This window comes from Pseudomonas sp. B20(2017), from assembly GCF_002113125.1.
Taxonomy (GTDB): domain Bacteria; phylum Pseudomonadota; class Gammaproteobacteria; order Pseudomonadales; family Pseudomonadaceae; genus Aquipseudomonas.
Window position 1 is genome coordinate 101,707 of sequence record NZ_NEJP01000010.1, and the last position, 26,587, is coordinate 128,293.

29 protein-coding genes are annotated in these 26,587 nt (G+C 61.0%); 13 read left to right on the forward strand and 16 right to left on the reverse strand.

The window, feature by feature from the left end:
- Positions 1-40: 40 nt before the first annotated feature.
- Genes paoC through paoA form a run of 3 tightly spaced genes read right to left on the reverse strand, consistent with a single transcriptional unit; the run spans position 41 to position 3,830 of the window.
- Positions 41-2,239, reverse strand: coding sequence for an aldehyde oxidoreductase molybdenum-binding subunit PaoC (paoC, locus tag CAF63_RS16210; RefSeq protein WP_085686373.1), 2,199 nt, complete (start codon positions 2,237-2,239; stop codon positions 41-43).
- A complete protein-coding gene (locus CAF63_RS16215) occupies positions 2,236-3,192 on the reverse strand; it encodes a xanthine dehydrogenase family protein subunit M (RefSeq protein WP_085686375.1) in 957 nt (318 codons plus the stop codon). Before CAF63_RS16215 ends, paoC begins: the two co-directional genes overlap by 4 nt.
- Entirely contained in the window at positions 3,189-3,830 is a 642-nt protein-coding gene (gene paoA / locus CAF63_RS16220) for an aldehyde dehydrogenase iron-sulfur subunit PaoA (protein WP_085686377.1), read from the reverse strand. The genes CAF63_RS16215 and paoA overlap by 4 nt, the downstream gene beginning before the upstream one ends.
- 320 nt (positions 3,831-4,150) lie before the next feature.
- Here paoA and CAF63_RS16225 point away from each other — a divergent pair, with 320 nt between their 5' ends.
- Positions 4,151-4,357 (forward strand): hypothetical protein, encoded by a 207-nt coding sequence (locus CAF63_RS16225; protein WP_064382340.1) that lies wholly within the window; start codon positions 4,151-4,153, stop codon positions 4,355-4,357.
- 43 nt (positions 4,358-4,400) lie between these two features.
- On the opposite strand, the gene CAF63_RS16230 is transcribed toward CAF63_RS16225, so the two are convergent.
- Complete coding sequence (locus tag CAF63_RS16230; RefSeq protein ID WP_085607515.1) at positions 4,401-4,673, reverse strand: hypothetical protein; 273 nt, start codon at positions 4,671-4,673, stop codon at positions 4,401-4,403.
- Positions 4,674-4,868: 195 nt separating this feature from the next.
- Between CAF63_RS16230 and CAF63_RS16235 the strand changes: the two genes are divergently transcribed.
- The gene (locus tag CAF63_RS16235; RefSeq protein ID WP_085686379.1) at positions 4,869-5,948 is read left to right on the forward strand and encodes a hypothetical protein; all 1,080 of its coding nucleotides are present in this window, start codon (positions 4,869-4,871) and stop codon (positions 5,946-5,948) included.
- Between the two features lie 2 nt (positions 5,949-5,950).
- Positions 5,951-6,304, forward strand: a complete 354-nt coding sequence (locus CAF63_RS16240; RefSeq protein WP_085686381.1) for a DUF1428 domain-containing protein — start codon at positions 5,951-5,953, stop codon at positions 6,302-6,304.
- Positions 6,305-6,319: 15 nt separating this feature from the next.
- Here the strand turns inward: CAF63_RS16240 and CAF63_RS16245 are convergent, their stop codons facing one another.
- Positions 6,320-6,514, reverse strand: a complete 195-nt coding sequence (locus CAF63_RS16245) for a hypothetical protein (protein WP_007957125.1) — start codon at positions 6,512-6,514, stop codon at positions 6,320-6,322.
- A gap of 107 nt (positions 6,515-6,621) precedes the next feature.
- On the opposite strand from CAF63_RS16245, the gene thpR reads away from it, so the two are divergent.
- Positions 6,622-7,161, forward strand: a complete 540-nt coding sequence (gene thpR, locus CAF63_RS16250; protein ID WP_085686383.1) for an RNA 2',3'-cyclic phosphodiesterase — start codon at positions 6,622-6,624, stop codon at positions 7,159-7,161.
- 240 nt (positions 7,162-7,401) lie between these two features.
- Here thpR and CAF63_RS16255 read toward each other — a convergent pair whose 3' ends face one another.
- From CAF63_RS16255 to CAF63_RS16275, 5 genes are all read right to left on the reverse strand, one after another.
- Positions 7,402-8,499, reverse strand: coding sequence for a polyamine ABC transporter substrate-binding protein (locus CAF63_RS16255; protein WP_007957121.1), 1,098 nt, complete (start codon positions 8,497-8,499; stop codon positions 7,402-7,404).
- A gap of 69 nt (positions 8,500-8,568) precedes the next feature.
- Positions 8,569-9,453, reverse strand: coding sequence for an ABC transporter permease subunit (locus tag CAF63_RS16260; RefSeq protein WP_007957119.1), 885 nt, complete (start codon positions 9,451-9,453; stop codon positions 8,569-8,571).
- Positions 9,450-10,331: an ABC transporter permease subunit gene (locus tag CAF63_RS16265; protein WP_371807411.1), complete on the reverse strand. Its 882-nt coding sequence runs from the start codon at positions 10,329-10,331 to the stop codon at positions 9,450-9,452. Before CAF63_RS16265 ends, CAF63_RS16260 begins: the two co-directional genes overlap by 4 nt.
- Positions 10,332-10,360: 29 nt before the next feature.
- Positions 10,361-11,503, reverse strand: a complete 1,143-nt coding sequence (locus tag CAF63_RS16270; RefSeq protein ID WP_085686388.1) for an ABC transporter ATP-binding protein — start codon at positions 11,501-11,503, stop codon at positions 10,361-10,363.
- Positions 11,504-11,873: 370 nt separating this feature from the next.
- Positions 11,874-12,635: a gamma-glutamyl-gamma-aminobutyrate hydrolase family protein gene (locus tag CAF63_RS16275; RefSeq protein ID WP_085686390.1), complete on the reverse strand. Its 762-nt coding sequence runs from the start codon at positions 12,633-12,635 to the stop codon at positions 11,874-11,876.
- A gap of 282 nt (positions 12,636-12,917) precedes the next feature.
- On the opposite strand from CAF63_RS16275, the gene CAF63_RS16280 reads away from it, so the two are divergent.
- From CAF63_RS16280 to CAF63_RS16295, 4 genes are all read left to right on the forward strand, one after another.
- Positions 12,918-14,294: a glutamine synthetase family protein gene (locus tag CAF63_RS16280; protein WP_085686392.1), complete on the forward strand. Its 1,377-nt coding sequence runs from the start codon at positions 12,918-12,920 to the stop codon at positions 14,292-14,294.
- A gap of 194 nt (positions 14,295-14,488) precedes the next feature.
- On the forward strand, positions 14,489-15,979 hold the full coding sequence (locus CAF63_RS16285) for an aldehyde dehydrogenase (RefSeq protein WP_085686394.1): 1,491 nt from the start codon (positions 14,489-14,491) through the stop codon (positions 15,977-15,979).
- A 52-nt stretch (positions 15,980-16,031) separates the two neighbouring features.
- A complete protein-coding gene (locus CAF63_RS16290; RefSeq protein ID WP_085686396.1) occupies positions 16,032-17,315 on the forward strand; it encodes an FAD-binding oxidoreductase in 1,284 nt (427 codons plus the stop codon).
- Between the two features lie 362 nt (positions 17,316-17,677).
- On the forward strand, positions 17,678-18,226 hold the full coding sequence (locus CAF63_RS16295) for a cupin domain-containing protein (RefSeq protein WP_011333561.1): 549 nt from the start codon (positions 17,678-17,680) through the stop codon (positions 18,224-18,226).
- Positions 18,227-18,392: 166 nt separating this feature from the next.
- On the opposite strand, the gene CAF63_RS28465 is transcribed toward CAF63_RS16295, so the two are convergent.
- Both CAF63_RS28465 and CAF63_RS29000 read right to left on the reverse strand, forming a co-directional pair.
- Positions 18,393-18,578, reverse strand: a complete 186-nt coding sequence (locus CAF63_RS28465) for a hypothetical protein (protein WP_143492461.1) — start codon at positions 18,576-18,578, stop codon at positions 18,393-18,395.
- A gap of 213 nt (positions 18,579-18,791) precedes the next feature.
- Positions 18,792-19,064, reverse strand: a complete 273-nt coding sequence (locus CAF63_RS29000; RefSeq protein ID WP_085686398.1) for a fructose-bisphosphate aldolase — start codon at positions 19,062-19,064, stop codon at positions 18,792-18,794.
- Positions 19,065-19,391: 327 nt separating this feature from the next.
- Here CAF63_RS29000 and CAF63_RS16305 point away from each other — a divergent pair, with 327 nt between their 5' ends.
- A complete protein-coding gene (locus CAF63_RS16305; protein WP_085686400.1) occupies positions 19,392-19,805 on the forward strand; it encodes a hypothetical protein in 414 nt (137 codons plus the stop codon).
- A gap of 69 nt (positions 19,806-19,874) precedes the next feature.
- Here the strand turns inward: CAF63_RS16305 and CAF63_RS16310 are convergent, their stop codons facing one another.
- The gene (locus CAF63_RS16310) at positions 19,875-20,306 is read right to left on the reverse strand and encodes a hypothetical protein (protein WP_085686402.1); all 432 of its coding nucleotides are present in this window, start codon (positions 20,304-20,306) and stop codon (positions 19,875-19,877) included.
- Between the two features lie 162 nt (positions 20,307-20,468).
- Here CAF63_RS16310 and CAF63_RS16315 point away from each other — a divergent pair, with 162 nt between their 5' ends.
- The 4 genes from CAF63_RS16315 (at position 20,469) to CAF63_RS16330 (ending at position 22,900) form a co-directional block, all read left to right on the forward strand.
- Positions 20,469-20,858, forward strand: coding sequence for a hypothetical protein (locus CAF63_RS16315; protein WP_085686549.1), 390 nt, complete (start codon positions 20,469-20,471; stop codon positions 20,856-20,858).
- Positions 20,859-20,873: 15 nt separating this feature from the next.
- A complete protein-coding gene (locus CAF63_RS16320; RefSeq protein ID WP_085686404.1) occupies positions 20,874-21,296 on the forward strand; it encodes an HD domain-containing protein in 423 nt (140 codons plus the stop codon).
- A gap of 28 nt (positions 21,297-21,324) precedes the next feature.
- Complete coding sequence (locus CAF63_RS16325; protein WP_085686406.1) at positions 21,325-22,344, forward strand: AbrB family transcriptional regulator; 1,020 nt, start codon at positions 21,325-21,327, stop codon at positions 22,342-22,344.
- A gap of 106 nt (positions 22,345-22,450) precedes the next feature.
- A complete protein-coding gene (locus CAF63_RS16330; RefSeq protein ID WP_085686408.1) occupies positions 22,451-22,900 on the forward strand; it encodes a YMGG-like glycine zipper-containing protein in 450 nt (149 codons plus the stop codon).
- On the opposite strand, the gene CAF63_RS16335 is transcribed toward CAF63_RS16330, so the two are convergent.
- The 3 genes from CAF63_RS16335 to CAF63_RS16345 are packed head-to-tail and all read right to left on the reverse strand — an operon-like array spanning position 22,885 to position 26,558.
- Positions 22,885-23,910, reverse strand: coding sequence for a DUF2955 domain-containing protein (locus CAF63_RS16335; RefSeq protein ID WP_085686411.1), 1,026 nt, complete (start codon positions 23,908-23,910; stop codon positions 22,885-22,887). The two genes, CAF63_RS16330 and CAF63_RS16335, sit on opposite strands and share 16 nt — an antisense overlap.
- Positions 23,900-25,012, reverse strand: a complete 1,113-nt coding sequence (locus CAF63_RS16340; RefSeq protein ID WP_085686413.1) for an HlyD family secretion protein — start codon at positions 25,010-25,012, stop codon at positions 23,900-23,902. Before CAF63_RS16340 ends, CAF63_RS16335 begins: the two co-directional genes overlap by 11 nt.
- Positions 25,005-26,558 (reverse strand): efflux transporter outer membrane subunit, encoded by a 1,554-nt coding sequence (locus CAF63_RS16345; RefSeq protein WP_143492462.1) that lies wholly within the window; start codon positions 26,556-26,558, stop codon positions 25,005-25,007. Before CAF63_RS16345 ends, CAF63_RS16340 begins: the two co-directional genes overlap by 8 nt.
- Between the last annotated feature and the right edge of the window lie 29 nt (positions 26,559-26,587).

The window sequence follows — 26,587 nt, forward strand, 5'->3', positions numbered from 1 at the left end:
GACTAGCGCACTAGCACCCCATGCTAGTGCGCTACCGGTTTCAGATCATCGGCGGCAACGCATCAAGGATCTTGTCCAAGGTAATCGGATACTCCCGCACCCGTGCACCGGTGGCGTTGTAGATCGCATTCGCCACCGCCGCGCTCACGCCGCAAATCCCGAGTTCACCCACCCCCTTGGCTTTCATCGGCGAGGAAATCGGGTCGGTTTCATCGAGGAAAATCACCTCCTGATGCGGAATGTCGGCATGCACCGGCACCTCGTAGCCCGCCAGGTCATGGTTGACGAAAAAGCCGTGGCGTTTGTCTACCGCTAGCTCTTCCATCAATGCCGCGCCGACGCCCATGGTCATGGCGCCGATCACCTGGCTGCGGGCTGATTTCGGATTGAGAATCCGCCCGGCGGCGCAGACCGCGAGCATCCGGCGCACGCGGACTTCGCCGGTGGCGGCATCGACCGCGACTTCGACGAAGTGCGCGCCGAAGGTTGATTGCTGGTACTGCTTGGCGAGGTCGGCGAATTCGATGCTGTCCTCGACTTCGATCGGGGCATGTTGCGCGGCCTCACGTAACGGCACGTTCTTGGTGCCCAGTCGCACGTGTCCATCGGCAAACTGCGCTTCACCCTCGCTCATGCCAAGTTTGGCGGTGACCGCTTCGCGCAGTTTCATGCACGCCGCGTAGACCCCGGCGGTCGAGCAGTTGGCGCCGAACTGGCCGCCGGAACCGGACGACACCGGAAAATTCGAGTCGCCCAAGTGCACAGTCACATCGTCGAGACGCACGCCCATCACTTCGGCGGCAGTCTGGGCAATGATCGTGTAGCTGCCGGTGCCGATGTCCGTCATGTCGGTTTCAACGGTGATCTTGCCGTCGCGCTCCAGTCGTACCCGTGCGCCGGACTTCACCAGCAGGTTGTTGCGAATCGCTGCCGCGACGCCCATGCCGATCAGCCAGCGACCTTCGCGACGGCTGCCGGGCGTTGCATTGCGCTTATCCCAGCCAAAACGTTCGGCGCCGGTTTGCAGGCATTCAATCAGACGCCGTTGGGAGAACGGCCGCTCAGTTTTCACCGGATCGACCTGCGTATCGTTGAGAATGCGGAACTGGATCGGATCAAGTTTGAGCTGTTCGGCCATCTCGTCCATGGCGATCTCCAGTGCCATCAGCCCCGGCGTTTCACCCGGTGCGCGCATGGCGTTGCCTTCCGGCAGATCCAGCGGCGCCAGGCGCATGGTCACCAAGCGATTTTCAGCGGCATAAAGCAACTGACTCGGCTGCGCCGCGACTTCGACCTTGCCGTCGGCGAGGTTGCCCGACCAGCCTTCATGGGCGATGGCGGTGAGTTTGCCGTCCGCCGTGGCGCCCATGCGAATGCGTTGAATGGTGGCGGGTCGGTGGGTGGTGTTGTTGGCGATCTGCGGACGGGCGAGGGCGACCTTCACGGGGCGGTTCGCCAGTCGTGCGCCGAGGGCGGCGAGGATCGCGTCGGCGCGAATGAACAGCTTGCCGCCGAAACCGCCACCAATATACGGCGAGATCAACCGCACGTTTTCCTTGGGCAGGCCGAGGGTGGCGGCGATGTCGCCGACGCTCCAGGCGATCATCTGGTTGGAGGTCCAGAGCGTTACGTGATCGCCTTTCCAGGCGGCGAGGGTCGCGTGGGGCTCCATCATCGCGTGGGACTGATCCGGCGTAGTGTAAGTCTGGTCGAACTGCACGGGCGCGGCGGCGAAGGCGGTGGCGAAATCGCCGTGCTTGACGTCCGGCAGATCGTCTTTCGGTTCCACGCCTTGGTCGCGCACGCTGGCCAGATCAAACTGGCCTTTGTCTTGCGCGTATTCGACGTTGACCAATTGCGCTGCGGCCCGCGCCTGTTCGAAGGTATCGGCGACCACCAGCGCCACGGCCTGGTGATAGTGCTGCACTTGCGGCCCGGCCAGCAGGTGCGCGGCGTTGTATTGGCCTTTGCCGAGCTTGCCGGCGTTGGCGGCGGTGACGATGGTCAGCACTCCCGGCGCGGCGCGGGCGGCCTCCAGATCGATGCGGGTGATGCGACCCTTGGCAATGGCCGAACCGACCACTACGCCGTAGGCCTGATTCTTCACGGCTTCATGTTGCTCGTAGGCGTAAGGCGCCTGGCCGCTGGTCTTCAGCTGGCCTTCGATGCGGTCGGTGGGTTTGCCGATGACGTTCAACTGATCAATCGGGTTGGTCGTGGCGGGCGTGTCGAATTTCATGCTTCGTCCCTCGCTTGGGCCAGCACCGAGGCAATCGTGCGCTCGACCAATGTTACTTTGAACTGGTTGTCAGAGGTCGGCGTGGCGCCGTCGAGCAGGCGCGCGCTGACGGCTTTCGCGCCTTGCGGCAGCAGCGCTTCCGCCGCTTCGACTCGCCAGGGTTTCGGCGCGATGCCGCCGACGGCGATGCGGCCGCTGCCATCCTTCTGCAGGATCAGGCCGACGGACACCAGGGCGAAGGCGTATGACGAGCGGTCGCGCACCTTGTGATAGACATGGGTGCCGCCCACCGGGGCGGGCAGGGTGACGGCGGTGATCAGTTCACCGGGCGTCAGACTGGTTTCGACATTCGGGGTGGTGCCGGGCAAATGGTGGAAGTCCGCGATGGCGATGCGTCGAGTGCTGCCATCAGCCTTGATCGTTTCGACCTGAGCATCCAGCGCCCGCATCGCAATCGCCATGTCACTCGGATGGGTCGCGATGCACGCGTCGCTGACACCGATGATGCCGAGTTGTCGACTGACCCCGCCAATCGCCGCGCAACCACTGCCGGGATTACGTTTATTGCAGGCCTGATTGGTGTCGTAGAAATACGGGCAGCGCGTGCGCTGGAGCAGATTGCCGGCGGTGGTTGCCATGTTGCGCAACTGGCCCGATGCACCGGCGAGCAAGGCGCGGGACAGCAGCGCGTAGTCTTTCCGGACGCGGTTGTCGGCGGCCAGATCGGTGTTGCGCACCAGTGCGCCTATGCGCAAGCCGCCGTCTTCGGTGGCTTCGATCCGGTCGAGGCCCAGGTGATTGACGTCTATCAGTTGCTGGGGCGTTTCGATGTCTAGTTTCATCAAGTCCAGCAGATTGGTGCCGCCGGCAATGAAACGTGCGCCTTCGATTTGCGCGGCTTGGGCAGCAGCTGCGGCAGGGGAGTCGGCGCGGCTGTAATTGAACGCTCTCATGCTGGGACCTCCGCGACTTCGCTGATGGCTTCGATGATGTTCGAGTAGGCGCCGCAGCGGCAGATGTTGCCGCTCATGCGTTCCTGCAATTCGCTGGCGATCAGTTGCGGTGCTTCGGTGAGGCTGGCGCTGGCGTGGCTGGGGATGCCGTTGCGGATTTCCTCAAGCACCGCCACCGCCGAACAGATCTGCCCCGGCGTGCAGTAGCCGCACTGGTAACCGTCATGCTTGATGAACGCCGCCTGCATCGGATGCAGGTGGTCTGGCATGCCGAGGCCTTCGATGGTGGTGACTTTGGCACCGTCCTGCATCACCGCCAGGGTCAGGCACGAATTGATTCGCCGGCCATCGACGATCACCGTGCAGGCGCCGCACTGGCCGTGGTCGCAGCCCTTTTTGCTGCCGGTCAGGTGCAGGTGTTCGCGCAGCGCATCGAGCAGGGTGGTGCGGGTGTCAATCTCCAGCGTCTGCGGCTTGCCGTTGACTTCAATTGTCACTTTGGCCATGGCCGGTTGCTCCAGAGTGGCCGCGTAGGCCTTGAGGCTGATGAAGGGCGGCATCGCGAACGCAGTCGCGGTCACGGCCCCGAGAATCAGGAAACGGCGTCGGGAAATCGCCGACGGCGGTTGGTCGTTCATGGCTGAGATTCCTCTTTTCAGGTCGGCAGGTTGCAAATGACCCGCTCGGGCATGCCGGCGTCGTCGCCAGTCTTGGTCTGTTTTAGGAGTGACCGCAGGGGGGAGGAAAAGGTTTTGTCGGATTTCGTCTTGTTGTCGTGCCGGTCAGAGCCATCAATCGGCCACCGTGTGGACGGGGCGTACACGGCGAGCAGGGCGATGAACGGTCGTTGATGGCCAGTGAATCTAAACCGGTTTCCCCGGTCGTATCTGCGCCAGCGCGTACCCGCGCTGCGCTGACTGTTTCCGTCGTCAAGACCTTGGTTTTAGGGGAAATCTGAATGATGCGTGCAACAAGCCTGCTGCTGACTGTTTCCGCCGCCGTATTGCTGGGCGGCTGTGTGGCGGATTTCGATGATGACCATCGGCATGGCCGGCATTACGACCGCGATCATGGTCGTTACTACGATCATGACCGACGCTGGGACGACCGCGACGACGACCGCCGCGATGGGCGTCGTTATCACCGCGACCGGGATGATGACTGACTGAAACGAAGAGGGCGCTCCCCGACGGGAGCGCCCTCTGGCATTAAAAATGAGCGCTCGCCCGGACGCTGGATCGCGCAGGCACTGAGGCCTCGATGTCCAGCAAATGGGTGGCGAGAATGTCGCTCAGAAAACGGAACTGATCGTTGAGACCGACCACTTCATTGCTGAAATGATTGCTGGCGGCGGGCATCAACAGATCTTCGAAGGCTTCGTCGAACACCAGCGCCTGGGTCTTGCGTGACACGGCGTGCTGATCGTAGTAGTTGCTGCCGAAGACCGGGAAACTCACGGCGAGGGTGACGGTACTGATCATGATGTGAACTCCTCATGCTGTGTGTTTCGGATGGGTTAATCGTGCCTTTGCCAAGCGGCATGCGGAAGGCAATCGTCGCAATGGTGAATATCGACGCCATTGATGGTCGCGGATACAACCGGACAAACGGCTCACTGGCGGCACCTATACTCAAGTCATCACCCGCACATCTGGTCATTCAAGGACACCGTCACCGTGAACCTGCGCGCGCTGATCGTCGCCGCACTGGTGTTGCTGGCCGGCTGCGCCTCCTCGGCGCGGGCCCCGGTGGGCGCGCCGGCGGTGGTGGTCTCGCCGGCCACCTGGCAGCAGATCGACCGGGAAATCGTCAGCGCCTCGAAGCAGGCCACCGAGCAGGTCAAGCTGTTCGCCCGTGGCTCGATGGAACATTGGCGCATTCGGGTCTATGAGCAAACTGAAGAAAATTTCATTCCGTGGTTCAGCAGTTACTGGACCCAGGAATGGCTGTCGATGAAGGTCAGCTGGTACACGATCAGTGCCAGCGGCGAACAGGATGCCTCGGCCAAGCGCCTGGCGGCCTATCTGCTGGAGCAATATCAGGAGCGGGTGCTGGCGCCGGTGGCGGTGGAGATCGACCCGGACGCGATCCTTGGTCAGTCCACCGCGTTCTACGCGCAATTGATGGCGCAGCAGATGCCGGTCATCGCCCAGCGCCACGGCGTGCCCATCGCCCAGCTCAACGGGCGGTTGCAGAAAATCCCCGCCATAGCCCTTGGCCCGCCACCTGCCAGGGATGCGTCGCTGTATCAGATCGTCAGCACTGATCCGTTGAACACGCTGCCGGCCTATACGGCGCTGATCGAGAAGATTCACGCCGATGGCGGCTCGAAAGGCGTGGCTTCGACTGAGTCGGCAATGGCTCCGGTGGCTAAACGCGCCAGTCAGCGCATGGAGGCGGAGATGGCGCCACGCGGCGCCGCCAGCGCGGTAGCAGCCGCAGCGGGAAAACTGGCCGGGGCGTTGATTTCAGTCGGGGTGGCGGGCATCCGCGCAATCATTCAGGCCAACGACCGCCCCGACAGCGAAGCCTTGATCCGCAGTAGTCTCGGCAACACCTTCGACAAGGCCTGGCTGAAACTGGTGCAAAACCCGACCACCGGTGTGATGGCGGGCACGCTGCACATCGCGGGACAGGTCGAGAGTCATCTCGGTGGGGGTGATGAACCGTCGGTCGGGTTGGGCGTCAACCGTGTCGAATGGCGGCCGCCCGAGTCGACTACTCAGCAGATCGAACCCACCCTGCAAGGAGAATGATCATGGCTTACATCGATGTGTTCGTGGCGCCGGTGCCGAATGCCAATCGCGAACAGTACAAAAAACACTGCGAAATCGCAGCCAGGCTGTTCAAGGAATACGGCGCGCTGGAGGTGATTCAGGGCTGGGGCGATGACGTGCCGGACGGCAAGGTCACCTCATTCCCGATGGCAGTGAAACTCAAGGAAGGCGAAACCATATCCGCCGGCTGGCTGGTCTGGCCGGACAAGGCCACCCGCGACACCGGCATGGCGAAAATGATGGAAGACCCGCGCATGCAGCCGGACGTCAATCCGATGCCGTTCGATGGGCAACGGATGATTTACGGTGGCTTCAAAGACATTCTGGAGTCCTGATGCTGCGTTGCCGGATCACTCCGCCGACGGAGTGATCCGGCAGCCTTTGCGGTTGCGGATCTGCTCGTCCGTCGGCCGCTCGCGCACGAATTCGAAACGCGGCTCTCCCTCGCTGTAATGCACCAGCCAGCCCCATTCCAGTTCGCTCTCATCCTGTCCGGGATTCGGCGGTCGGGCCCACCAGGGTTCTTTGCTGAGGATCTCGCGCATGACGTCCTCCGGTTGATGGCAATCGTTGAACTATAAACCCCATGCCGAGAGTCGCCAGAAACGGGCGTGTAGAATTCAGGGATCTCGACGAACGAAGGAGCGTGGCCATGACGGACGAAACGCGCGGGGATCAACCGTTCAAGCGGCTGTTCTTCGCCCTGGACTGCCCGCCGGCGCAGCGCAAGGCGATTGCCCAGTGGCGCAGCGAACTGGGTTTGCGCACCGGTAAACCGGTGCCGGCGGACAACTTTCATCTGACGTTGCTGTTTCTCGGTGCGGTGCCGTTGGCGCAGATCGGCGAAGTCTGCGAGGCGGTGGCGAAAGTGCGCACACCGGGGGAGGCGTTGAGGATTTCGCTGGATCGGTTGCAGGTCTGGCGGCGCGCGGGGGTATTGTCGCTGGCGCCGGAGCAGGCACCACAGGGATTGCTGCGATTGGTGTATGCGCTGGAGCAGGCGATGTTGCCGTTCGGGTTCGAAGAGGCGACGCGCGAATATCGTCCACACCTGACGCTGGCCCGGGACTATCGGGCGCCGGAACCGGAATCTGTCACGCCGCCGGAGTTTTTTCTGCGTGCCGAGCGCTTTGCGCTGTTCGAATCCCACAAGGGCCGCTACCGCTCGCTGGCCGATTGGCCACTGATCTGAGCCCACAAAAAAAGGCGCCCGAGGGCGCCTGAATTCACCTGAACCGAGGAAGCCAGGTGAGGCCGTTCGGAGCGAGGGTGCAGCGGTGGTAAGGCGCTGCGTGAACGGAAAACATAAACTTCGGCGGGGCATGCTGACCTTGTGGGAGCGAGCTTGCTCGCGAAATCGGTCTTTCAGTAAAGGATATATTGACTGACATACCCCCTTCGCGAGCAAGCTCGCTCCCACAGGTTTCTCCAGTTATTTGCCGAGTTTCACGCGGGTCCAGCCCCGGGTCATGATCCGCTGCGTGGCAATCGGTTGATCCGGTACTGCATACAGCGTCGCCATCACCGCTTGCGGCGGGTACGAGCCCGGGTCGTTGCGGATCGCTTCGTCTACCAGCGGCGTCGCGGCTTCGTTGGCGTTGCTGTAGCCAATGCTGTTGGTGACTTCGGCGATGATGTCCGGGCGCATCAGGAAGTTCATGAACAGGTAGGCGTTCTCGACGTTGGCGGCATCGCGAGGGATGGCGACCATGTCGTAGAAACTGCCGGCGCCTTCCTTGGGAATGCTGTAGTCGATCTCGACCTTGTTGCCCGATTCCACCGCGCGGGCTTTGGCCTGCAGCACGTCACCCGAATAGCCGACCGCCACGCAGATGTTGCCGTTGGCCAGGTCCGAGATGTACTTGGACGAATGGAAATACGCCACCGACGGCCGGATCTTCATGAACAGCGCTTCGGCTTCGGCGATGTGCTTCACGTCCTTGTCGTTCACCGGATAGCCCAGGTAGTGCAGGGCGGCCGGGAGCATTTCGGTCGGCGAGTCGAGGAAGCTGATACCGCAGGCTTTCAGCTTCTCTGCGTTCTCCGGTTTGAACAGCAGGTCCCAGGAGTTGGTCGGCGCATTCTTGCCGAGCACTTCGCGCACCTTGTCCGGGTTGAAGCCGATGCCGATCGAGCCCCACATATACGGGAACGCATGGGCGTTGTCCGGATCACTGGCGGAGGCGTTTTTCAGCAGCACCGGGTTGAGGTTTTTCCAGTTCGGCAGCTTCGATTTGTCCAGGGTCTGATAGACCCCGGCCTTGATCTGCTTGGCCAGGAAACTGTTGGACGGCACCACGATGTCGTAGCCGGATTTCCCTGCGAGCAGACGTGCTTCGAGGGTTTCATTGCTGTCGAACACATCGTAGGTCACGCGGATGCCGGTCTCGTCCTCGAACTTCTTGACGGTGTCCGGGGCGATGTAATCCGACCAGTTGTAAACGCGCAGCACCTTGTCGTTGGCCTGGGCGCCCGTGGCGATTGCGCCCAATAAGGACAGTGTCAGCAGAGTCCTGCCAAACATTTTCATCGGTGAAACTCCATTCTTTTTATTCAAAAGCTTTTAAGCAAAAGCGCAAAGCCGTAAAACGCGACGGCCTCAGGCCGTCGCTGCCACTCGTTGAGGTTGCGGTTGCTGCCACGATTCGTTGGCGGTCTGATCCATCGCTTCCTGAATCGCACGCTTGCGGTTGGCTTCTGCCTTGCGGCCGAAGTACCAGACCAGGAAGGTCACGAGCGATACCGCCAGCAGAATCAGGCTGGCCACGGCGTTGATCTCGGGCTTCACGCCCAGACGCACGGCCGAGAACACTTCCATCGGCAGGGTGGTGGAGCCCGGGCCCGAGACGAAGCTCGCCAACACCAGATCGTCCAGCGACAGGGCGAACGACATCATGCCGCCCGCCGCCAGCGACGGCGCGATCATCGGGATGGTGATCAGGAAAAACACCTTGAACGGTTTCGCGCCCAGATCCATCGCCGCTTCTTCGATCGACAGGTCCAGCTCGCGCAAGCGGGCGGAGACTACCACCGCCACATAAGCGGCACAAAACGTGGTGTGGGCGATCCAGATAGTGACGATGCCACGCTCCTGCGGCCAGCCGATCAGTTGCGCCATCGCCACGAACAGCAGCAACAGCGACAGACCGGTGATCACCTCAGGCATGACCAGCGGCGCGGTGACCAGACCACCGAACAGCGTACGCCCCTTGAAGCGTGTCACGCGGGTCAGCACGAAGGCTGCCAGCGTACCCAGCGCCACGGCGGCGATCGCGGTGTAGCAGGCGATCTCCAGCGAGCGCACCACCGAGCCCATCAGTTGGGTGTTGTCGAGCAGGCCGACGTACCACTTCACCGACCAGCCGCCCCAGACCGTCACCAGTTTCGAGGCGTTGAACGAGTAGATCACCAGAATCAGCATCGGCAGATAAATGAACGTCAGGCCGAAGATCAACATGAACTTTGCAAAACCGAAGCGTTTCATCCCCGTGCCTCCATCTCTTTGGCCTGGCTGCGGTTGAACAGCAGAATCGGCACAATCAGGATCAACAGCATCACAACCGCCAGGGCAGACGCCACCGGCCAGTCGCGGTTATTGAAGAACTCTTGCCACAGCACGCGACCGATCATCAGGGTCTCCGGGCCACCCAGCAGTTCCGGAATCACGAACTCGCCCACCACCGGAATGAACACCAGCATGCAGCCGGCGATGATGCCGTTCTTGGCCAGCGGCACGGTGATTTTCCAGAAGTTGTTGAAGTTGCTCGAACCCAGGTCCTGCGCCGCTTCCAGCAGGCTGCCGTCGTGCTTTACCAGGTTGGCGTAGAGCGGCAGCACCATGAAGGGCAGGTAGGCGTAGACCACGCCGATATACACGGCCGTGTTGGTGTTGAGGATCTCGATCGGGTGATCGGTGAGCCCGGTCCACATCAGGAACGCGTTGAGCAGACCGTTGTTGCTGAGGATGCCCATCCACGCGTAAACGCGGATCAGGATCGCGGTCCAGGTCGGCATCATGATCAACAGCAGCAGGACGTTTTGCGCTTCCTTGCTGGCCTTGGTGATCGCGTAAGCCATCGGGAAGCCGATCACCAGGCACATCATCGTGCTCAGCGCCGCGACCTTCAGCGAACCGAGGTACGCCGACAGATACAGCTCGTCTTCGCCGAGCATGGTGTAGTTGCCGATGTTCAGCAGCAGCTGGAATTTCTGTTCGGCGTAGGTGTAGATCTCCGAGTACGGCGGGATCGACAACGCGGCTTCCGAGAAACTGATCTTCATCACCAGGAAAAACGGCAGCATGAAGAACAGGAACAGCCAGATGAACGGAATGCCGATGACGAACTTTCGCCCGCTGGGCACCAGGCGCAGGAATTGCTGATTGAAGGTTCTCATGAGCGCAGTACCACGCCGCTGTCGTCTTCCCACCAGACGTAGACCTTGTCATCCCAGGTCGGCCGCGCACCACGGCGTTCGGCGTTGGCCATGAACGACTGGACGATCTTGCCGCTCGGCAACTCGACGTAGAACACCGAGTGGCCGCCGAGGTAGGCGATGTCATGCACCTTGCCTTCGGACCAGTTGTAGCGGGTCTCGGGCTTGATCGTGCTGACCAGCATTTTTTCCGGGCGGATCGCGTAGGTGATCGACTTGTCCTGCACCGAGGTGCTGACGCCATGACCGACGTAGATCTTTTGCTGCAAGTCCGGGCTGTGAATGATCGCGTGACCTTCAAGGTCCTCGACCACGGTGCCGTCGAAGGCGTTCACGTTGCCGATGAATTCGCAGACCATACGGTTGACCGGCGCCTCGTAAATGTCGACCGGGCTGCCGACCTGAGCGATCCAGCCCAGGTGCATGATCGCGATACGCTCGGCCATGGTCATGGCTTCTTCCTGGTCGTGGGTCACCATCACGCAGGTCACGCCAACGCGCTCGATGATTTCCACCAGTTCCAGCTGCATTTGCGAACGCAGCTTTTTATCCAGTGCGCCCATCGGTTCGTCGAGCAGCAACAGCTTCGGACGCTTGGCCAGGGAGCGGGCGAGGGCCACGCGCTGACGCTGACCACCGGACAGTTGATGCGGGCGACGCTTGGCATATTGGGTCATGTGGACGAGGCGCAACATTTCTTCGACGCGGGCGTCGATTTCGCTGGCCGGCAAACGGTCCTGCTTGAGGCCGAAGGCGATGTTCTGCGCAACCGTCATGTGGGGGAAAAGGGCGTAGGACTGGAACATCATGTTGATCGGCCGCTCGTACGGCGGCATGTCGGTGATGTCGACACCGTCGAGCAGAATGCGTCCTTCAGTCGGCCGTTCGAAACCGGCGAGCATGCGCAGCAGGGTCGATTTGCCCGAGCCGGAGCCACCGAGCAGGGCGAAGATTTCGCCCTGATGGATCTCCAGGGACACGTCGTCCACCGCCGTGGTTTCGTCGAACTTCTTGGTGACTCGATCGACCTTCACCAGAACCTTTTTCGGTTGCTGATGACCTTCAAGAGCCTTCCTGTAAGTGCTGGAGGCGTTTGCCATGTGAAACTCCCAACAGGTTTCAGTCGCCGGGCCAACGCGGCCTGGCTTAAGAGTGGATTGCAGACTTGCAAGAGCATTTCCTGTCGGATCGCATCTCCTGTGGGAGCGGGCTTGCCCGCGATGGCGGCGGGTCAGTCACCTCGATGTCGAAAGTGACGGCCTCATCGCTGGCAAGCCAGCTCCCACAGGGTTTTGCATTGATCCGATTGGCACTGCTCTTGCCGATCCGGCTTGGTCGGCGCCGCCGTCCTGGCTGCCTGGGTAGTACTTGTTGTTATTACGGTTTGTTGTTTTCACGGATGACGGGTGCGCACACGCGCAGCCGCCGACCCCGTGGGGGCAGTAAACAGTGATGAAATTCTGGGTTGTGTCAGCGCTGGTTGCGTCGCGCCGCACGCTGGCGGCAAGCCTCGCCGAATGCCTGGAAAATCCGCAGGTAGTTCGGGTTGTCCAGCACTTGCCATTCCGGGTGCCATTGCACGCCGAGGGCGAAGGTCGGGCTGTGCTCCACCGAGACCGCCTCGATCAGGCCATCCGGCGCCACGGCTTCGGCGCGCAGGCCGGGAGCGAGGCGGTCGATGCCCTGACTGTGAATCGAGTTGACCTGGAATTCACCCGGCAGCTCCAGCGCTTCGAACACGCCGCCCGGCAGTACCGACACAGCGTGAGCCGGGGCGTACTGCACGGCGACATCCGGGCTGTCGGCTTCGCGGTGATCGAGCATGCCCGGCAGCTCATGCACTTTCTGGTGCAGGCTGCCGCCGAACGCCACGTTCATTTCCTGGAAACCCCGGCAGATGCCGAGTACCGGAACGCCCGCCGCGATGGCTGCACGCAATAGAGGAAGGGTGGTGGCATCGCGCGCCGGATCGTGATCCGTGCCGGGGGCGCTGTCCGGGCCCTGATAGTGGAAAGGTTCCACGTTGGACGGCGAGCCGGTCAGCAACAGACCGTCGAGCTGACCCAGCAGGTCTTCGATTTCCGTCAGTTTGCCAAGGGAAGGAATGACGACGGGCAACCCCAGCGCCGCAACGCTGACAGCGCGAACGTACTTGTCGCCGCTGATGTGATAGGGGTGCAGGCCAATCTGTTTGACGCACGCAGTAACGCCGATCAATGGCTTGAATGCCATTTTTATTCACCTCGAAGTTTGACACTTGAACGAGCTTTTCCGGAGCTTAGCCTCGTTGATTTTAATTAACAACTCCCATGTAAAAAATTCTAAACGCCGTTCATCAAATCTTCATGATTCCCGGGTGTCTGGTGCCTGCGTTGGCACGAGAGTGTTAAAAAAAGCCCGAAAAATAAACGCTGAACGGCCATGTGTTCGCTATTGACTTCACTTTGCCGTTCGGGTTGACTGGCTCCGCGAAACAGCAGTGAACATAATAATTAACAGCTAAATAGGTGCATCATGTCGGTCCCTCTGCGTGCCGTTCAACTCAACGAAGCAAACGCATTCCTTAAGAAACATCCTGAGGTTTTGTACGTCGACCTTCTGATTGCAGACATGAACGGTGTGGTGCGCGGCAAGCGCATCGAGCGCACCAGTCTTCATAAGGTTTACGAGAAAGGCATCAATCTGCCGGCCTCGCTTTTCGCCCTCGACATCAATGGCTCCACGGTGGAAAGCACTGGTCTGGGCCTGGACATCGGCGACGCCGACCGTATCTGCTACCCGATCCCCGGCACCCTGAGCATCGAGCCTTGGCAGAAGCGCCCGACCGCCCAACTGCTGATGACCATGCACGAACTGGAAGGCGAGCCGTTCTTCGCCGACCCGCGTGAAGTGTTGGCCAACGTGGTGCGCAAATTCGACGCGCTGGGCCTGACCATCTGCGCCGCGTTCGAACTCGAGTTCTACCTGATCGACCAGGACAACGTGAACGGCCGTCCGCAATCGCCGCGTTCGCCGGTTTCGGGCAAGCGTCCGGTGTCGACCCAGGTTTATCTGATCGACGACCTCGACGAGTACGTTGACTGCCTGCAAGACATCCTCGAAGGCGCGAAAGAGCAGGGTATTCCTGCCGACGCCATCGTCAAGGAAAGCGCCCCGGCGCAGTTCGAAGTCAACCTGCACCACGTTTCCGATCCTGTTAAAGCGTGCGACTACGCCGTCCTGCTCAAGCGTCTGGTGAAGAACATCGCCTACGACCACGAGATGGACACCACCTTCATGGCCAAGCCGTACCCGGGCCAGGCGGGCAACGGTCTGCACGTACACATTTCGGTTCTGGACAAAGAAGGCAACAACATCTTCGCCAGCGAGGATCCCGAGCAGAACGCCGCGCTACGCCACGCGATCGGCGGTGTGCTGGAGACCCTGCCTGCGCAAATGGCCTTCCTGTGCCCGAACGTCAACTCGTACCGCCGTTTCGGCGCGCAGTTCTACGTACCGAACTCGCCGAGCTGGGGCATCGACAACCGCACCGTGGCCGTCCGCGTGCCGACCGGTTCGCCGGATGCCGTGCGCATCGAGCACCGTGTCGCTGGTGCCGACGCCAACCCGTACCTGCTGATGGCTTCCGTGCTGGCCGGTATCCACCACGGCCTGACCAACGAAATCGAGCCGGGCGCCCCGGTCGAAGGCAACAGCTACGAGCAGAACGAACAGAGCCTGCCGAACAACCTGCGCGACGCCCTGCGTGAGCTGGACGACAGCGAAGTCATGGCCCGCTACATCGACCCGATGTACATCGACGTGTTCGTCGCGTGCAAGGAAAGCGAGCTGGCCGAGTTCGAAAACTCGATCTCAGACCTTGAGTACAACTGGTATCTGCATACCGTCTGACGCTCAAGCACGATCTCGCTAACACCGCAAAACCCTGTGGGAGCGACGGTGCGACGATTCGACTTGCCCGCGAAGAGGCCATCTCCTTCAACCTTGAAGGTGACTGACCCACCTTATTCGCGAGCAAGTCGAATCGTCGCACCGTCGCCCCCACAGGGATATCGGTCACTAATTCTTATGTGTGAGTCACCCCCATGACCATGACCCGCAACGACTGGGAACAACGCTTCCAGTCCCTGACCCTCGAATCCCGCGCCTTTATCAACGGCGAATACCGCCCGGCCATCAGCGGCGAAACCTTCGAATGCCTGAGCCCCGTCGACGGCCGTTTCCTGGCCTCCGTCGCCAGCACCGATGAAGCCGACGCCAACCTCGCCGTCGAAGTCGCGCGCCAATCCTTCAACTCCGGCGTGTGGGCGAACAAGGCCCCGGCCGAGCGCAAGCGCATCCTGATCCGCTTCGCCGATCTGATCCTGCAACACCAGGAAGAACTGGCGCTGCTCGAAACCCTCGACATGGGCAAACCGATCAGCGACTCGATGAGCATCGACATCCCGGCGACCGCCAACGCGATCCGCTGGAGTGCCGAGGCCATCGACAAAATCTACGACGAAGTCGCCGCCACCCCGCACGATCAACTGGGTCTGGTCACCCGCGAGCCAGCGGGCGTAGTCGCGGCCATCGTGCCGTGGAACTTCCCGCTGATCATGGCCAGCTGGAAATTCGCCCCGGCGTTGGCGGCGGGTAACTCATTCATCCTCAAACCTTCGGAAAAATCCCCGCTGACCGCGATCCGTATCGCTCAGCTGGCGCTCGACGCGGGCATTCCGAAAGGCGTGTTCAACGTCCTGCCAGGCTTCGGCCACACCGTCGGCAAGGCGCTGGCGCTGCACATGGACGTCGACGTGCTGGCCTTCACCGGCTCCACGGCGATTGCCAAGCAACTGATGATTTATGCAGGCCAAAGCAACATGAAACGCGTCTGGCTCGAAGCAGGGGGCAAGAGCCCGAACGTGGTGTTTGCCGACGCACCGGACTTGCGCGCGGCAGCACAAGCGGCGGCCAGCGCCATTGCGTTCAACCAGGGCGAAGTCTGCACCGCCGGCTCGCGCCTGCTGGTGGAGCGTTCGATCCGCGAGCAATTCATTCCGCTGCTGGTGGAAGCGCTGCAAGCATGGAAACCGGGTCACGCCCTGGATCCGGCGACCACCGTCGGCGCCGTGGTCGATCAGCGTCAACTGGACAACGTGCTGCGCTACATCAGCATCGGCCGGGAGCAGGGCGCCGAGCTGATCGCCGGCGGCCGCCGCACCCTCGAAGACACCGGCGGCACCTACATCGAGCCGACGATTTTCGACGGCGTGACCAACGCCATGACCATCGCCAAGGAAGAAATCTTCGGCCCGGTGCTCTCGCTGATCACCTTCGACACCGTTGAAGAAGCGCTGCACATCGCCAACGACAGCATCTTCGGCCTCGCCGCCGGGGTCTGGACCAGCAACCTGAGCAAGGCCCACACCTTCGCCCGTGGCCTGCGCGCCGGCAGCGTGTGGGTCAACCAGTACGACGGCGGCGACATGACCGCGCCGTTCGGTGGCTTCAAACAGTCGGGCAACGGTCGCGACAAATCGCTGCACGCGTTCGACAAGTACACCGAGCTGAAAGCGACCTGGATCAAGCTCTGACTCTTTTACAGCGTTGGTCGCCTGCAACCGGCGACGCTCGGAGAATAAAAAAATGAAACAACAACACGTGAACAGCTACTACGCCGCCACCCGCAACGAAGTGATCGATTTTCCGGTCCTCGAAGAGTCGGTGGAGTGCGATGTCTGCATCATCGGCGCTGGCTACACTGGCCTGTCCTCGGCACTGTTCCTGAGCGAAGCCGGCTACAAGGTGACGGTGCTGGAAGCGGCGAAAGTCGGCTACGGCGCCAGCGGTCGCAACGGCGGTCAACTGGTCAACTCCTACAGCCGCGACGTCGATGTGATCGAGGAGCGCTACGGTGACAAGACTGCCGAAATCCTCGGCAGCATGATTTTCGAAGGCGCCGACATCATCCGTTCGCGCATCAAGGAATACGACATCAAATGCGACTACCGCCCGGGCGGTATTTTCGCAGCGATGAACAACAAACAGCTCAAGGGACTCGCCGAACAAAAACGTAGCTGGGAACGTTACGGCAATAAAAACCTGAAGATGCTCGACGCTGCGGACATCCGCCGCGAAGTCGGCTCCGACGCTTACGTCGGCGGTCTGCTGGACATGCAGGGCGGCCACATTCATCCGCTGAACCTGGCCCTCGGTGAAGCCGCCGCCATTGTGCGTCTGGGCGGCAAGATCTACGAGCAATCCGCTGCGGTGGAAATCAAATACGGCGAGCCCAACGTCGTGCGCACCGCCAAAGGCCAGGTCCGCGCCAAGTACCTGCTGATCGCAGGCAACGCCTACCTGCCGCAAGGCCTCGACAACCGCGTGACGGCCAAGAGCATGCCGTGCGGCTCGCAGATCTGCGTCACCGAACCGTTGACCGAGAAGCAGGCCCGCAGCCTGATCACCAACAACTACTGCGTCGAGGACTGCAACTACCTGCTCGACTACTACCGTCTGACCGCCGACAACCGTCTGCTCTACGGCGGCGGCGTGGTCTACGGCGCCCGTGAACCGGACGACATCGAAACCCTGATCCGCCCGAAGATCCTCAAGACCTTCCCGCAACTCAAGGACGTGAAAATCGACTACCGCTGGACCGGCAACTTCCTGCTGACCATGTCGCGCATGCCGCAATTCGGCCGCATCGAGAAAAACGCCTACTACATGCAGGGCTACAGCGGCCACGGCGTCACCTGCTCGCACCTGGCCGGCAAACTGATCTCGGAAATGATCCGTGGCGACGCCGAACGCTTCGATGCTTTCGCCTCCCTGCCGCACATGCCGATGATCGGCGGCCGCACCTTCTCGGCCCCGCTGACCGCCCTCGGCGCCGTGTACTACTCGCTGCGCGACCGCTTCGGCATCTGATTAACCTCGCCGGCGGCGCCCCCAAAAAGGGCGCTGCCGGCTTTTTCACATGACAAGCAGCACCACAAACCCTGTGGGAGCGAGCTTGCTCGCGAAAGCGGTCTATCAGCAAATAGGGATGTTGAATGTACCGCCCAATCGCGAGCAAGCTCGCTCCCACAGGTCTTGTGCCTGACCCGCAATGATCAGCAGCAGGCTCTTTTCACCCACCGTCCATCGAACCTGCTGAGCAACACCGACAAACGTGATTTAATAGCCGCCTTTCACGGTTCCGGGACACGGGAGCAACGTGATCCGCGCGACCTGCGCGGCACCCGCCACCCACCCCCATCGCCCTTAAGTCGTTCTCACATAAGGCTGTCATGGATACGGGTTCTCGACTCAAACTAGTACGCGAAAGCTACAAACTCTCCCAGCGCGAGCTGGCCCGGCGTAGCGGCGTGACCAATGCCACCATCTCCCTGATCGAACAGAATCGTGTCAGTCCTTCCGTCAGCTCACTGAAAAAGCTGCTCGAAGGCATCCCGATGTCCCTGGCCGACTTCTTCACCTTCGACCAGCCGCCCCGCGAACACCAATACGTCTTCCGCGCCAACGAACAACCCGACCTCGGCCGCCACGGCCTGCGCCTGCTGCTGATCGGCGCCTCGGTCCCCAGCCGCCAGATGCGCTTGCTGCGCGAACAATACGCACCGGGCGCGAGTTCCGGGGAAGAGCCGATTGTTCATGCTGAGGGTGAGGAGTGCGGATTGGTGACGCGCGGCACGGTCGAGTTGACGGTGGACGGGCAGGTGAGCGTGCTGAGTGCGGGGGATGGGTATTACTTTCCGACGACGCTGCCGCACAAATTCCGGAATATCGGGGCGGATGAGGCTGAGATTATTAGTGCGAATACGCCGGCGAATTTTTGATTATTCAATGCCCGTTACTAGAATTAAGTTGTGTCGGGCTATATTGAACCCCAGATCCTCCATGTCAGGGTAAGACTTTGATTGTTTTTAAGTCAGCCATGTTTTTATGCTATTAAAGAGAAACCGCAGAAGTGAGGTTTCTCTTTAGTTATCTGTAAGTCTAACGTTATTTCTGAGCACATTTGCCGTCGATTTTATCCTTTTCTGGACAATCTTCAGCATAGATGACTTTTTGTTCTCCTACGGTAGCTGTGGCTTTTTCATAGCTAGCCATTGATACGCCCGCATAGCTGATGCCACTGATGACAATAAACAGTGCGGGCAGGAGGGCCGATTTTCGTTTGATGTTCATGGTGAGTCCCTTTGCTTCGATATTTATGGGTGTGTATACCGTTAAGCGAGATGTGGATGTCACTCGCCAGGATAGAATCCTCTAAAAGGAGCAACGTGCCACCTGTTAGAACTGGCAGGTTTTTAGAGTTGTTTGTAATGGTTTGGCGGGTTTTAAGACTTCAGTTTGAATTTAATGAGTAATGTCCATTGGTGAAATTGCTTGAGTTGCTTTTCAAGAACTTTGCTCAATCACCCTAAATATATCACTCACATCCTGCACGAGGATCCTGGCGATAGTAGTGACTGTGTTGATGTCATGTTCGGCGTGATCCGGAAGGTGGATGCAAGCCATGAGGTCGAGATATTTGAGGACTGCGTTCAGGCGCTCAATGACGCAGGCGTGGAGGTCACTCAGTGGCGCGTCGGCATCGATGAACAGAACGGGGTGGTCAGTGGCGGGGTGGGACATTGGGGCGTAGCTGCACTGCGGTGACTTACTTGTCATGGGTAAAAATCCTTAGCTCAGAAATTAATAATCACCGCTCGCTGCGAAACGAGTTGGGTGACAGTTATGCGCGGGTTCGCAGACCGAGGAGCTAAGACCCGGCAGACCCGAAGGTCTCCCACGCACAACCGCCATGAAAATGAAGCACAGGCAAGTTGCCGGGCCGCATTGTGCCGGGTGTGGACTTAGCTCGCTAGGGCTGCGAAACCCTATCCGTGCCGGAACTTTCCTTAAAGGCGATGTCAATTTGATGGCGTGTCGCGACGCTCATGTCGAACGAGTCACCCAGTGCCAGGCTGTTTCCCGGCAAGCCCAAGGAAGTGTGAGATGAAACTGATTCTTGCGATGTTGTTGCTGTTCAGCGGTTACGTTTCTGCCAGTTGTTCCAGTATCAGTGATCATGACAAACGCAGTTATTGCCAGGCCACGCAGGAAGGCAGCAGTTGTTCTTCCATCGGCGACCACGATTTGCGTTCGGCCTGCGAAGCGGAGAAAGGCAGTTCGTGCTCAAGCATTGGCGACCATGACCAACGCGCTTATTGCGAAGCCAAAAAGGGCAGCAGTTGTTCCTCCATCGGCGATCACGACATGCGCGCGGCCTGTGAAGCGGAGAAAGGCAGTTCGTGTTCAAGTATCGGTGATCATGATCAACGTGCTTTTTGTGAAGCGAAGAAAGGCAGTAGTTGTTCGTCAATCGGCGATCATGATCTGCGCAGTCAGTGTGAGGCCATGAAGCGCTGAATCCACCTGCCATTTAGAACCAAAAGGGACACCCATCGGTGTCCCTTTTTCATGCGCGCTTGAGCGCCGTTACTTCGCCTTCCAATGCCCGCCCCCGTTCTCGCAATCAATCCGCGCCTGTGCCAGTTGTTCCACGTCGTAGTAATAGGTGGTCACTTGCGCGCTGTCCGGAATGTTCAAGGCTTTGGCGTTTTTGTCCTTGCTGGTGGAGTGCGGGTTGGCCAGAGATTCCTGGGTGAGGGTGGCGATGCACGAGGCCTGATAGTGGTCGGCGCAGCGTTCGACCTTGGTTTTGCTGCTGTTGAGCATGTCCTTGCTTTCGTTGCTGCATGACCAGTCGATGGCGTTAACCGGCATGCCTTTGTATTCGTAGCAGCTGTGCGTCTCGACGGCGGGCACCGAGGGGCTGGAGGAGCGGGTCTTGACGTCGCAGCCCTCGGCCATGACGCAGGTGGGGATGACGCTGAAAGTGGCGATCAGAAGCAACAGTCGGATGTTCATCGCGGAACTCTCCCATGGCCCCGTGTTTGATCGTGAGCGGGGCGCTTATGGTTTCGAGATGGGGCGGGCGCGGGAGGTTCCATCAGGATTTTGATTTGCGCCGGGTGCTCAGAGTGAGAAACAATCGGACACACTTAGCACCCAAGGATTGGAGCAGTGCTCATGATTCAAATCGGCAGCCGCAACAACGCCCCCACGCCGCAGCACAAAACTCAAGACATTTACATTTTCAGCATCGACCTGTCCCGCCCGGCGACTCCGTTCTGCCTTGAGCAATCCATTGGCGGCGGGCATGTCGAGCAGGGCGGTGCGCGGTGGTTGGCGCTGGATGAGCTGGATGGCTGGCCCGGTGAATGGCGTGAGCATCTGAAGAAGGCCGGTTGTGCCTGGGTGGTCGAGTTGCTGGATGCTCATCCGAAGGCAACTCAGGCTGATCTGGTCTCGCTGATCCTGCAGCGATACGCCGAGCCGGCGCAGCCAACCGGGCGTTTGCAGGCGATTGGGCGCTGGTTCAAGCGCTATTTCTATATCAGTGGCCGGTACGGCGCTTAATCCGAGGAAACGCACATGACCCAGACTCTCGAACGCGCCATCGCGATTGCCGCCACCGCCCACGCGGGGCAGGTGGACAAGGGTGGTGCGCCGTACATATTGCATCCGCTGAAAGTGATGTTGCGCATGAGCAGCCTGGAAGAGCGCATCGTCGCGGTGTTGCACGATGTGGTCGAGGATTGCGGCATCAGCCTGGAGGATCTGCGCAAGGAAGGCTTCAGCGAAACCGTTTTGTCCGCCATCGAATCGGTGACCAAAGTGCCCGGCGAATCCTACGAAGACTTCGTCGAGCGCGCGGCGCAGAACCCGATCGGGCGGGTGGTGAAGCTGGCGGATCTGGAAGAGAACAGCGACCTGTCGCGGATTGCCTCGCCGAGTTGGGAGGATCTGGAGCGGATCGAAAAATATCGGCGGGCGATTGGACGGCTGCGCGCGTAACTCAAATTGAATAGCCAGGAAGGCGACCATGAAATCCATTCTGTGTTTGTTGATTGCTGCCGGATTCGGCGCGCTGTTGCAGTTCGAAGGCGTGCCACACGGTTTGCTGTTGGGTTCGATCCTTGTCACCGCACTTGTCGTCACTAAATTCGGCATCGCACCGGCGACGCCTTATGGTCTGGGCTATATCCAGGTCACGCTGGGTATCGCCACCGGGTTGATGTTCGAAGCGTGGGACAGCGCGACCGTCTCAACGATGTTGCCAAGCCTCGGCGTGTTGCTGTTGTGCCTGGCAGTGCAAGTGGCGTTGGCCGGGTGGTGGCTGGCGCGCGGGGCAGGGTGGAATCGCACGGATGCCTTGCTGGCGGTGTATCCGGGGGCGCTGGCGGCGGTGTTCGATTTGCTGGAATCGCATCAGGCGTCGAGTAAGGTGATCATCGTGCATTTGATGCGGCTGCTGCTGATCACGGTGCTGGTGAGTTTGCTGATTCCCGGAACCGCACCGGTTGACGTTACCGAAGTTGATCCGCTGTCGACGGGCATGGGGCTGACCGTACTCGCGGTCATCGTTTCGAGCATCGTGCTCGGGCGGTTACTGCTCGCAGCAGGCGTGCCGGCGCCGTTCATGTTGACGGCAATCATCATCACCGCGGTGTTCGTGAAATCAGGCTGGCTGCACGGCTTTCACATGCCGGACTGGAGCCTGAACCTGGCGGCGCTGATTCTCGGCGTGCGGATCGGTTCACGATTCAAGGGATTGGGCCTCACGGAACTGGCCCGTCATGGCCGCACGGCGTTGGTGTCGGTGGGTTTGATGATTCTGGTCGCAGCAATTTTTGCCTTGGCGGCCGCGCGATTGCTGGGCAGCGATGCGTTGTCGCTGTGGCTCGCGTACATGCCGGGTGCGATTGAAACCATCGCCATTGTGGCGTTCGCCGGCGGCCTGAATGTGGTGTTTATCCTGACTCACCATCTGGCGCGGATGGTGGTGCTGCACTTCGCGCCGGCGTTGCTGGTGCAGGTGCGACGCCGGCAAGAAGAAAGCTGACCGCCCGGTTTCCCCGTGGCGAGGGAGTCAGTGCGCTCGCCACGTGAACTACACTTTCAGATTACCCCGCCATCAAAGGCCATCCCATGCCGCGCCGGAGGTAATCATGAACCGCGTTCCGTCTCTCTCTCTTTTCATCGCAGCCACCCTCTGTGTCACCCAGGCTCACGCCGAATCCGTGGTCCCGCTCAAGGGCCAGACTTCGCAACAAATGCAGATCGATATCAACGACTGTCACGCGGTCGCATCCAGTTCCACCACCTCATCGCCGCAAGTCGGTGGGCGTGTGAAAGGGGCGGCGACCGGGGCGGTTGCCGGGGCTGCCGCCGCGCAAGTGCGCGGCAATCAGCGCGACGAGATTTACGACCGCGTCGACGATGACGTAAAACAGGATTACCGCCAAAACCGCGCCAAACAGACTGCCGCCGCGGGTGCGGTGGTCGGTGGTTCCCGGCAGCGTCAGGACCGGCGCGAGCAGCGCCGAACCGATGCGTCGGCCAGTTCAAGTGCCTACACGGGTTGCCTGCAAGGCCGGGGTTATCAGGTCACGCCTTGAGTGGCCGGGCGACGCGATTCCAGCAAATGCATCATCAGGCCGCTGTAGAGTGTCACCAGAATGAACAGGCCCATGCGCACGGCGAAGGCGGTGTACACGTCTTTGCCGGCGGCGCTGTCCTCGACCGATTGGCCGAGCAGGATGATCATCGTTATCAGGGTGTTGAGCCAGAATCCCGGCGTGAGCCCAGTGGCGTGCAACCGATAGAGTTTGCGTGCCAGAACGAGGCTGAACAGCAGCATCCACAAAGCGAACATCCACAGGTGCACGAACAGACTCAGCGCACACCAGAACGCCACCGCCAGCAATCCGCCCAGCAGGGTTGAGCCGAGCAGTTCGCGCCCGGCGTGATACGTGCGGGTGGTGGTGCTCTGCTGGCCGAGGCTGACAGCTTTGAGGATGATCGGCAGATAGCTGGCCGGGTCGATCAGCACCAGCACAAAGGTCGGCATCACGATCAGCGTGGCGCGAAGTGCGATGCGCGGCACGTCTTCGGCGGGCATGGCGGGTGGTGCCGGTGGCGTGGGGCTGTTGGCGGGTTCCGGGAAAAATACGTGACTGACGCCAACCACCACGACCGCCAGCAACAGGCCTTTGATCAGCGCGCCGATGACCGCCATCGCCAGCTCGAACGAGGCGAAACCGGCGGCAGAAATCAGGGTCATGCCGATCACCATGAAGGTCATGATCAGCACGTTTCCACCGCGCAAGCCGTACCTGAACGCGGCGAACAAACCCAGGCTGATCAGCAGCACACCGCAGACCGGGTAGTAACGCAGCAACGGCACCAGCAGCAGGCCGAAACCGGTAGTGAACGCCGCAGCCAGCGTCAACGCCAAGGCGGCTTTGAACGGCAGCGGCCGAGGCACGCTCGCCAACAGCAACACCGCCAGCACCGGTGACAGGAAAGACAACGGTAAAGCGAGCGCATAGCTCACGGCGGTACACAGCGCTGTGCCGAAGGCCAGGCGCAAGGCCCGTTGCACCGGGACGCTGCGCTCAGTAGGCATACGACAGCCAGCTCATCAGCCAGACAAACACCCGGCCCAGCGGGTTGAGCAGATTGCCCTCGGTCGGGAACGCCATGACCTCGGCCTGACCGCCAGCGCGTATCGCACGGCTGTCGAACAAGCGCTTTTTCGCTTCATCGCTGAATTCGATGATCACCGGAAAACGTTGCGCCGGACGCAGCCAGTCGCGGCTGTTCTGAATGGTTGGCAGGGTGCCGGGAGGAGGCGCCGAACCGACACTGACCCCGTAACCGATGCTGCGCACCCGACCCTCGAGCACTTCACCGGGCAGCGCGTCGAGGATGATCGACACCGGCGTACCGACGTTGATTCGGCCGAGGTTGTTTTCGGTGAGGTCGGCGCTGACCCATACATCGTGGATTGCAATCAGGGTCATGACCGGGCTGCCGACCGCAGCGAACTGGCCGACGTCGGTGCGCAGGTCAGTGATCAATCCTGCCGAGCGTGCGCCGATGCGGGTGTTGGCCAGATCCAGTTCGGCCTTGGCCAGCGTGGCGGCGGCGCCGCGCAGTTTGGCGTTGGTTTCGGCATCGCTGCCGCCTTCGGTTTCCCGGGCGCGCACGACTTCGGCGCGTGCGGCTGCGACCTGACTGACAGCCGCCTCGCGATTGGCCCGCGACACCTCCAGCAAGCGCACCGAGACCGTTCCCGGATCCTGCTTGTACAAGCCTTCGAGCCGTTGGTTATCTTGTCGCGCCTTGAGTTCGTTGGCCTGCGCAGCCCGCAACGAAGCTTCGGCGGAGGCGATGCCAGCGGTGCTGGCACCGACCGAACGACGGGTGTTTTCCAGATCCGCCCGGGCGCGTTCTACGGCGATTTGCAGCGGCTGCGGATCGAGTTCGAAGAGGATGTCGCCGGCCTTCACATCCTGGTTGTTGCGCACATTGACCTTGATCACCCGGCCTGCCACTTCAGAGGCCACCGGGATCACGAACGCGCCAACCCGCGCTTGCTGCGTATAGGGCGTGAAGCGGTCGGCCAGCAGATACCAGGCCAGGCTCAATACAATCACCAGCAACACCAGACGGATGCCCTTTTTCGCCGGATCCGGGGCGGGGGCGGGAGGCGCGGCGTCAGTCATGGCGGCTTACCTGCGATGGGATGGGATACGTCGGTTGTGGCGGCGGAGCAGTCAGCAAATTTCCCCAGTCAGTGCGTTGCTGCATCTGTTGCCGGGTCGGCTCGTCAATCGGTGGGGAGCTGCTCTGCCAACCACCGCCGAGGGCTTTGTACAAGGCGATCAGATTGCTCACGGCGTTGGCGCGGGTGACCAGATAGCTGTCCTGGAGTTGCAGCAGTGCCCGTTGTGCGTCGAGCACCCGCTGAAAGTCCGAATAGCCTTCGCGATATTGAGTGTTGGCCAGCGCCAACGAGCGCCGGGCCGCGGCTTCGGCCTCACCCAGAATGCGTTCCTGCTCAAGGCCCTTGCTCAAGCCGCTGGCGGCGTCATCGGCTTCGCGTGCGGCTTGGCGAACCTTGTCGCGATAGACCTCGATCAATTGCTGCAACCGCGCGTCCTGGACCCGCACGTTGTTGCGGATACGTCCGTAGTCGAAGATGTTCCAGCGCAGGCTCGGGCCGCCGATCAGGTCGAGACTGCGTGGCGTGGCACCGAGCGAGTCGGACGACCAGACGATGCTGCCGAGCAAGGTCAGCGACGGGTACAGATCGGTTTCCGCCACGCCGACCAGCGCCGACTGCGCAGCGACATTCAGTTCCGCCGCGCGCACGTCGGGGCGGCGCAACAGCAGGTTGGCCGGCACGTCTTGCAGTACGGCCCGGTCGACCAGTGGAATCAGCCCCTGTTGCTCGGCCAGCAACATCGAGCCACCGGGCGGCTGGCCCACCAGCACGGCCAGTGCGTTGCGAGTGCGCAGCAACTGGTCTTCGAACGCCGGAATACTGGCCAGGGTGGTCAGGTATTGGGTTTTCGCCTGTTGCAGGTCGAGTTCAGCGGTCTGGCCGCTGGTGAACAGTTGCTCGGTGATTTCGAAATTGCGTTTCTGCTGATCGGCGTTTTCCCGCGCGACCCGCAGCCGCGCTTCAGTGGTGCGCAGCAGGAAATAGGTGTCGGCCACCTGCGCGCGCAGAAGGACAAGGGCATCTTCGTAGTTGGCCTGGGCGGCGAAATAGCTGGCGTCGGAAGACTCGATGGCGCGGCTGAAGCGGCCCCAGAAATCCAGTTCCCAGCCGACATCGAACGCCGCGCTGTGCTGCCAGAAGTGCGTGTCCTGCGGGTTGTTGCCGCCGGACTGATGACGGTCGATATACAGGCTGTCGACGCCAACCTGTTGCAGTTGCGGGAAGCGCCCGCTCTCGGCAATGCCCAATTGTGCGCGGGCTTCCAGGACCCGCAGGGCAGCCACTTTGAGACTGGCGTTATGTGCATCGGCCTCGCTGATCAGGCGATCCAGCACCGGATCGGAAAATACCTGCCACCACTGGCGCAGATCCGGATAGGCGCCGCGTTCGCTGGCCTGTTCCAGCGCCGGGCTTTGCCATTGTTTGCTCCAGGGTTCGGCAGGTGGCTGGAAATCCGGTCCCAGACGGATGCAACCGCCAAGGCTCAGCGCACCGAGCAGCAGCAGATGACCGGGTCGTCGCAGCAGGGCCGTGGTTGCAGGCATTCTGTCTGTTCCAGATCGGAATTTTCAAT

Coding starts and splice junctions, on each gene's coding strand:
- paoC (WP_085686373.1), bottom strand. CDS start 2,239: ATGAAATTCGACACGCCCGCCACGACCAACCCGATTGATCAGTTGAAC.
- CAF63_RS16215 (WP_085686375.1), bottom strand. CDS start 3,192: ATGAGAGCGTTCAATTACAGCCGCGCCGACTCCCCTGCCGCAGCTGCT.
- paoA (WP_085686377.1), bottom strand. CDS start 3,830: ATGAACGACCAACCGCCGTCGGCGATTTCCCGACGCCGTTTCCTGATT.
- CAF63_RS16225 (WP_064382340.1), top strand. CDS start 4,151: ATGATGCGTGCAACAAGCCTGCTGCTGACTGTTTCCGCCGCCGTATTG.
- CAF63_RS16230 (WP_085607515.1), bottom strand. CDS start 4,673: ATGATCAGTACCGTCACCCTCGCCGTGAGTTTCCCGGTCTTCGGCAGC.
- CAF63_RS16240 (WP_085686381.1), top strand. CDS start 5,951: ATGGCTTACATCGATGTGTTCGTGGCGCCGGTGCCGAATGCCAATCGC.
- CAF63_RS16245 (WP_007957125.1), bottom strand. CDS start 6,514: ATGCGCGAGATCCTCAGCAAAGAACCCTGGTGGGCCCGACCGCCGAAT.
- thpR (WP_085686383.1), top strand. CDS start 6,622: ATGACGGACGAAACGCGCGGGGATCAACCGTTCAAGCGGCTGTTCTTC.
- CAF63_RS16255 (WP_007957121.1), bottom strand. CDS start 8,499: ATGAAAATGTTTGGCAGGACTCTGCTGACACTGTCCTTATTGGGCGCA.
- CAF63_RS16260 (WP_007957119.1), bottom strand. CDS start 9,453: ATGAAACGCTTCGGTTTTGCAAAGTTCATGTTGATCTTCGGCCTGACG.
- CAF63_RS16270 (WP_085686388.1), bottom strand. CDS start 11,503: ATGGCAAACGCCTCCAGCACTTACAGGAAGGCTCTTGAAGGTCATCAG.
- CAF63_RS16275 (WP_085686390.1), bottom strand. CDS start 12,635: ATGGCATTCAAGCCATTGATCGGCGTTACTGCGTGCGTCAAACAGATT.
- CAF63_RS16280 (WP_085686392.1), top strand. CDS start 12,918: ATGTCGGTCCCTCTGCGTGCCGTTCAACTCAACGAAGCAAACGCATTC.
- CAF63_RS16285 (WP_085686394.1), top strand. CDS start 14,489: ATGACCATGACCCGCAACGACTGGGAACAACGCTTCCAGTCCCTGACC.
- CAF63_RS16290 (WP_085686396.1), top strand. CDS start 16,032: ATGAAACAACAACACGTGAACAGCTACTACGCCGCCACCCGCAACGAA.
- CAF63_RS16295 (WP_011333561.1), top strand. CDS start 17,678: ATGGATACGGGTTCTCGACTCAAACTAGTACGCGAAAGCTACAAACTC.
- CAF63_RS28465 (WP_143492461.1), bottom strand. CDS start 18,578: ATGAACATCAAACGAAAATCGGCCCTCCTGCCCGCACTGTTTATTGTC.
- CAF63_RS29000 (WP_085686398.1), bottom strand. CDS start 19,064: ATGACAAGTAAGTCACCGCAGTGCAGCTACGCCCCAATGTCCCACCCC.
- CAF63_RS16305 (WP_085686400.1), top strand. CDS start 19,392: ATGAAACTGATTCTTGCGATGTTGTTGCTGTTCAGCGGTTACGTTTCT.
- CAF63_RS16310 (WP_085686402.1), bottom strand. CDS start 20,306: ATGAACATCCGACTGTTGCTTCTGATCGCCACTTTCAGCGTCATCCCC.
- CAF63_RS16315 (WP_085686549.1), top strand. CDS start 20,469: ATGATTCAAATCGGCAGCCGCAACAACGCCCCCACGCCGCAGCACAAA.
- CAF63_RS16320 (WP_085686404.1), top strand. CDS start 20,874: ATGACCCAGACTCTCGAACGCGCCATCGCGATTGCCGCCACCGCCCAC.
- CAF63_RS16325 (WP_085686406.1), top strand. CDS start 21,325: ATGAAATCCATTCTGTGTTTGTTGATTGCTGCCGGATTCGGCGCGCTG.
- CAF63_RS16330 (WP_085686408.1), top strand. CDS start 22,451: ATGAACCGCGTTCCGTCTCTCTCTCTTTTCATCGCAGCCACCCTCTGT.
- CAF63_RS16335 (WP_085686411.1), bottom strand. CDS start 23,910: ATGCCTACTGAGCGCAGCGTCCCGGTGCAACGGGCCTTGCGCCTGGCC.
- CAF63_RS16340 (WP_085686413.1), bottom strand. CDS start 25,012: ATGACTGACGCCGCGCCTCCCGCCCCCGCCCCGGATCCGGCGAAAAAG.
- CAF63_RS16345 (WP_143492462.1), bottom strand. CDS start 26,558: ATGCCTGCAACCACGGCCCTGCTGCGACGACCCGGTCATCTGCTGCTG.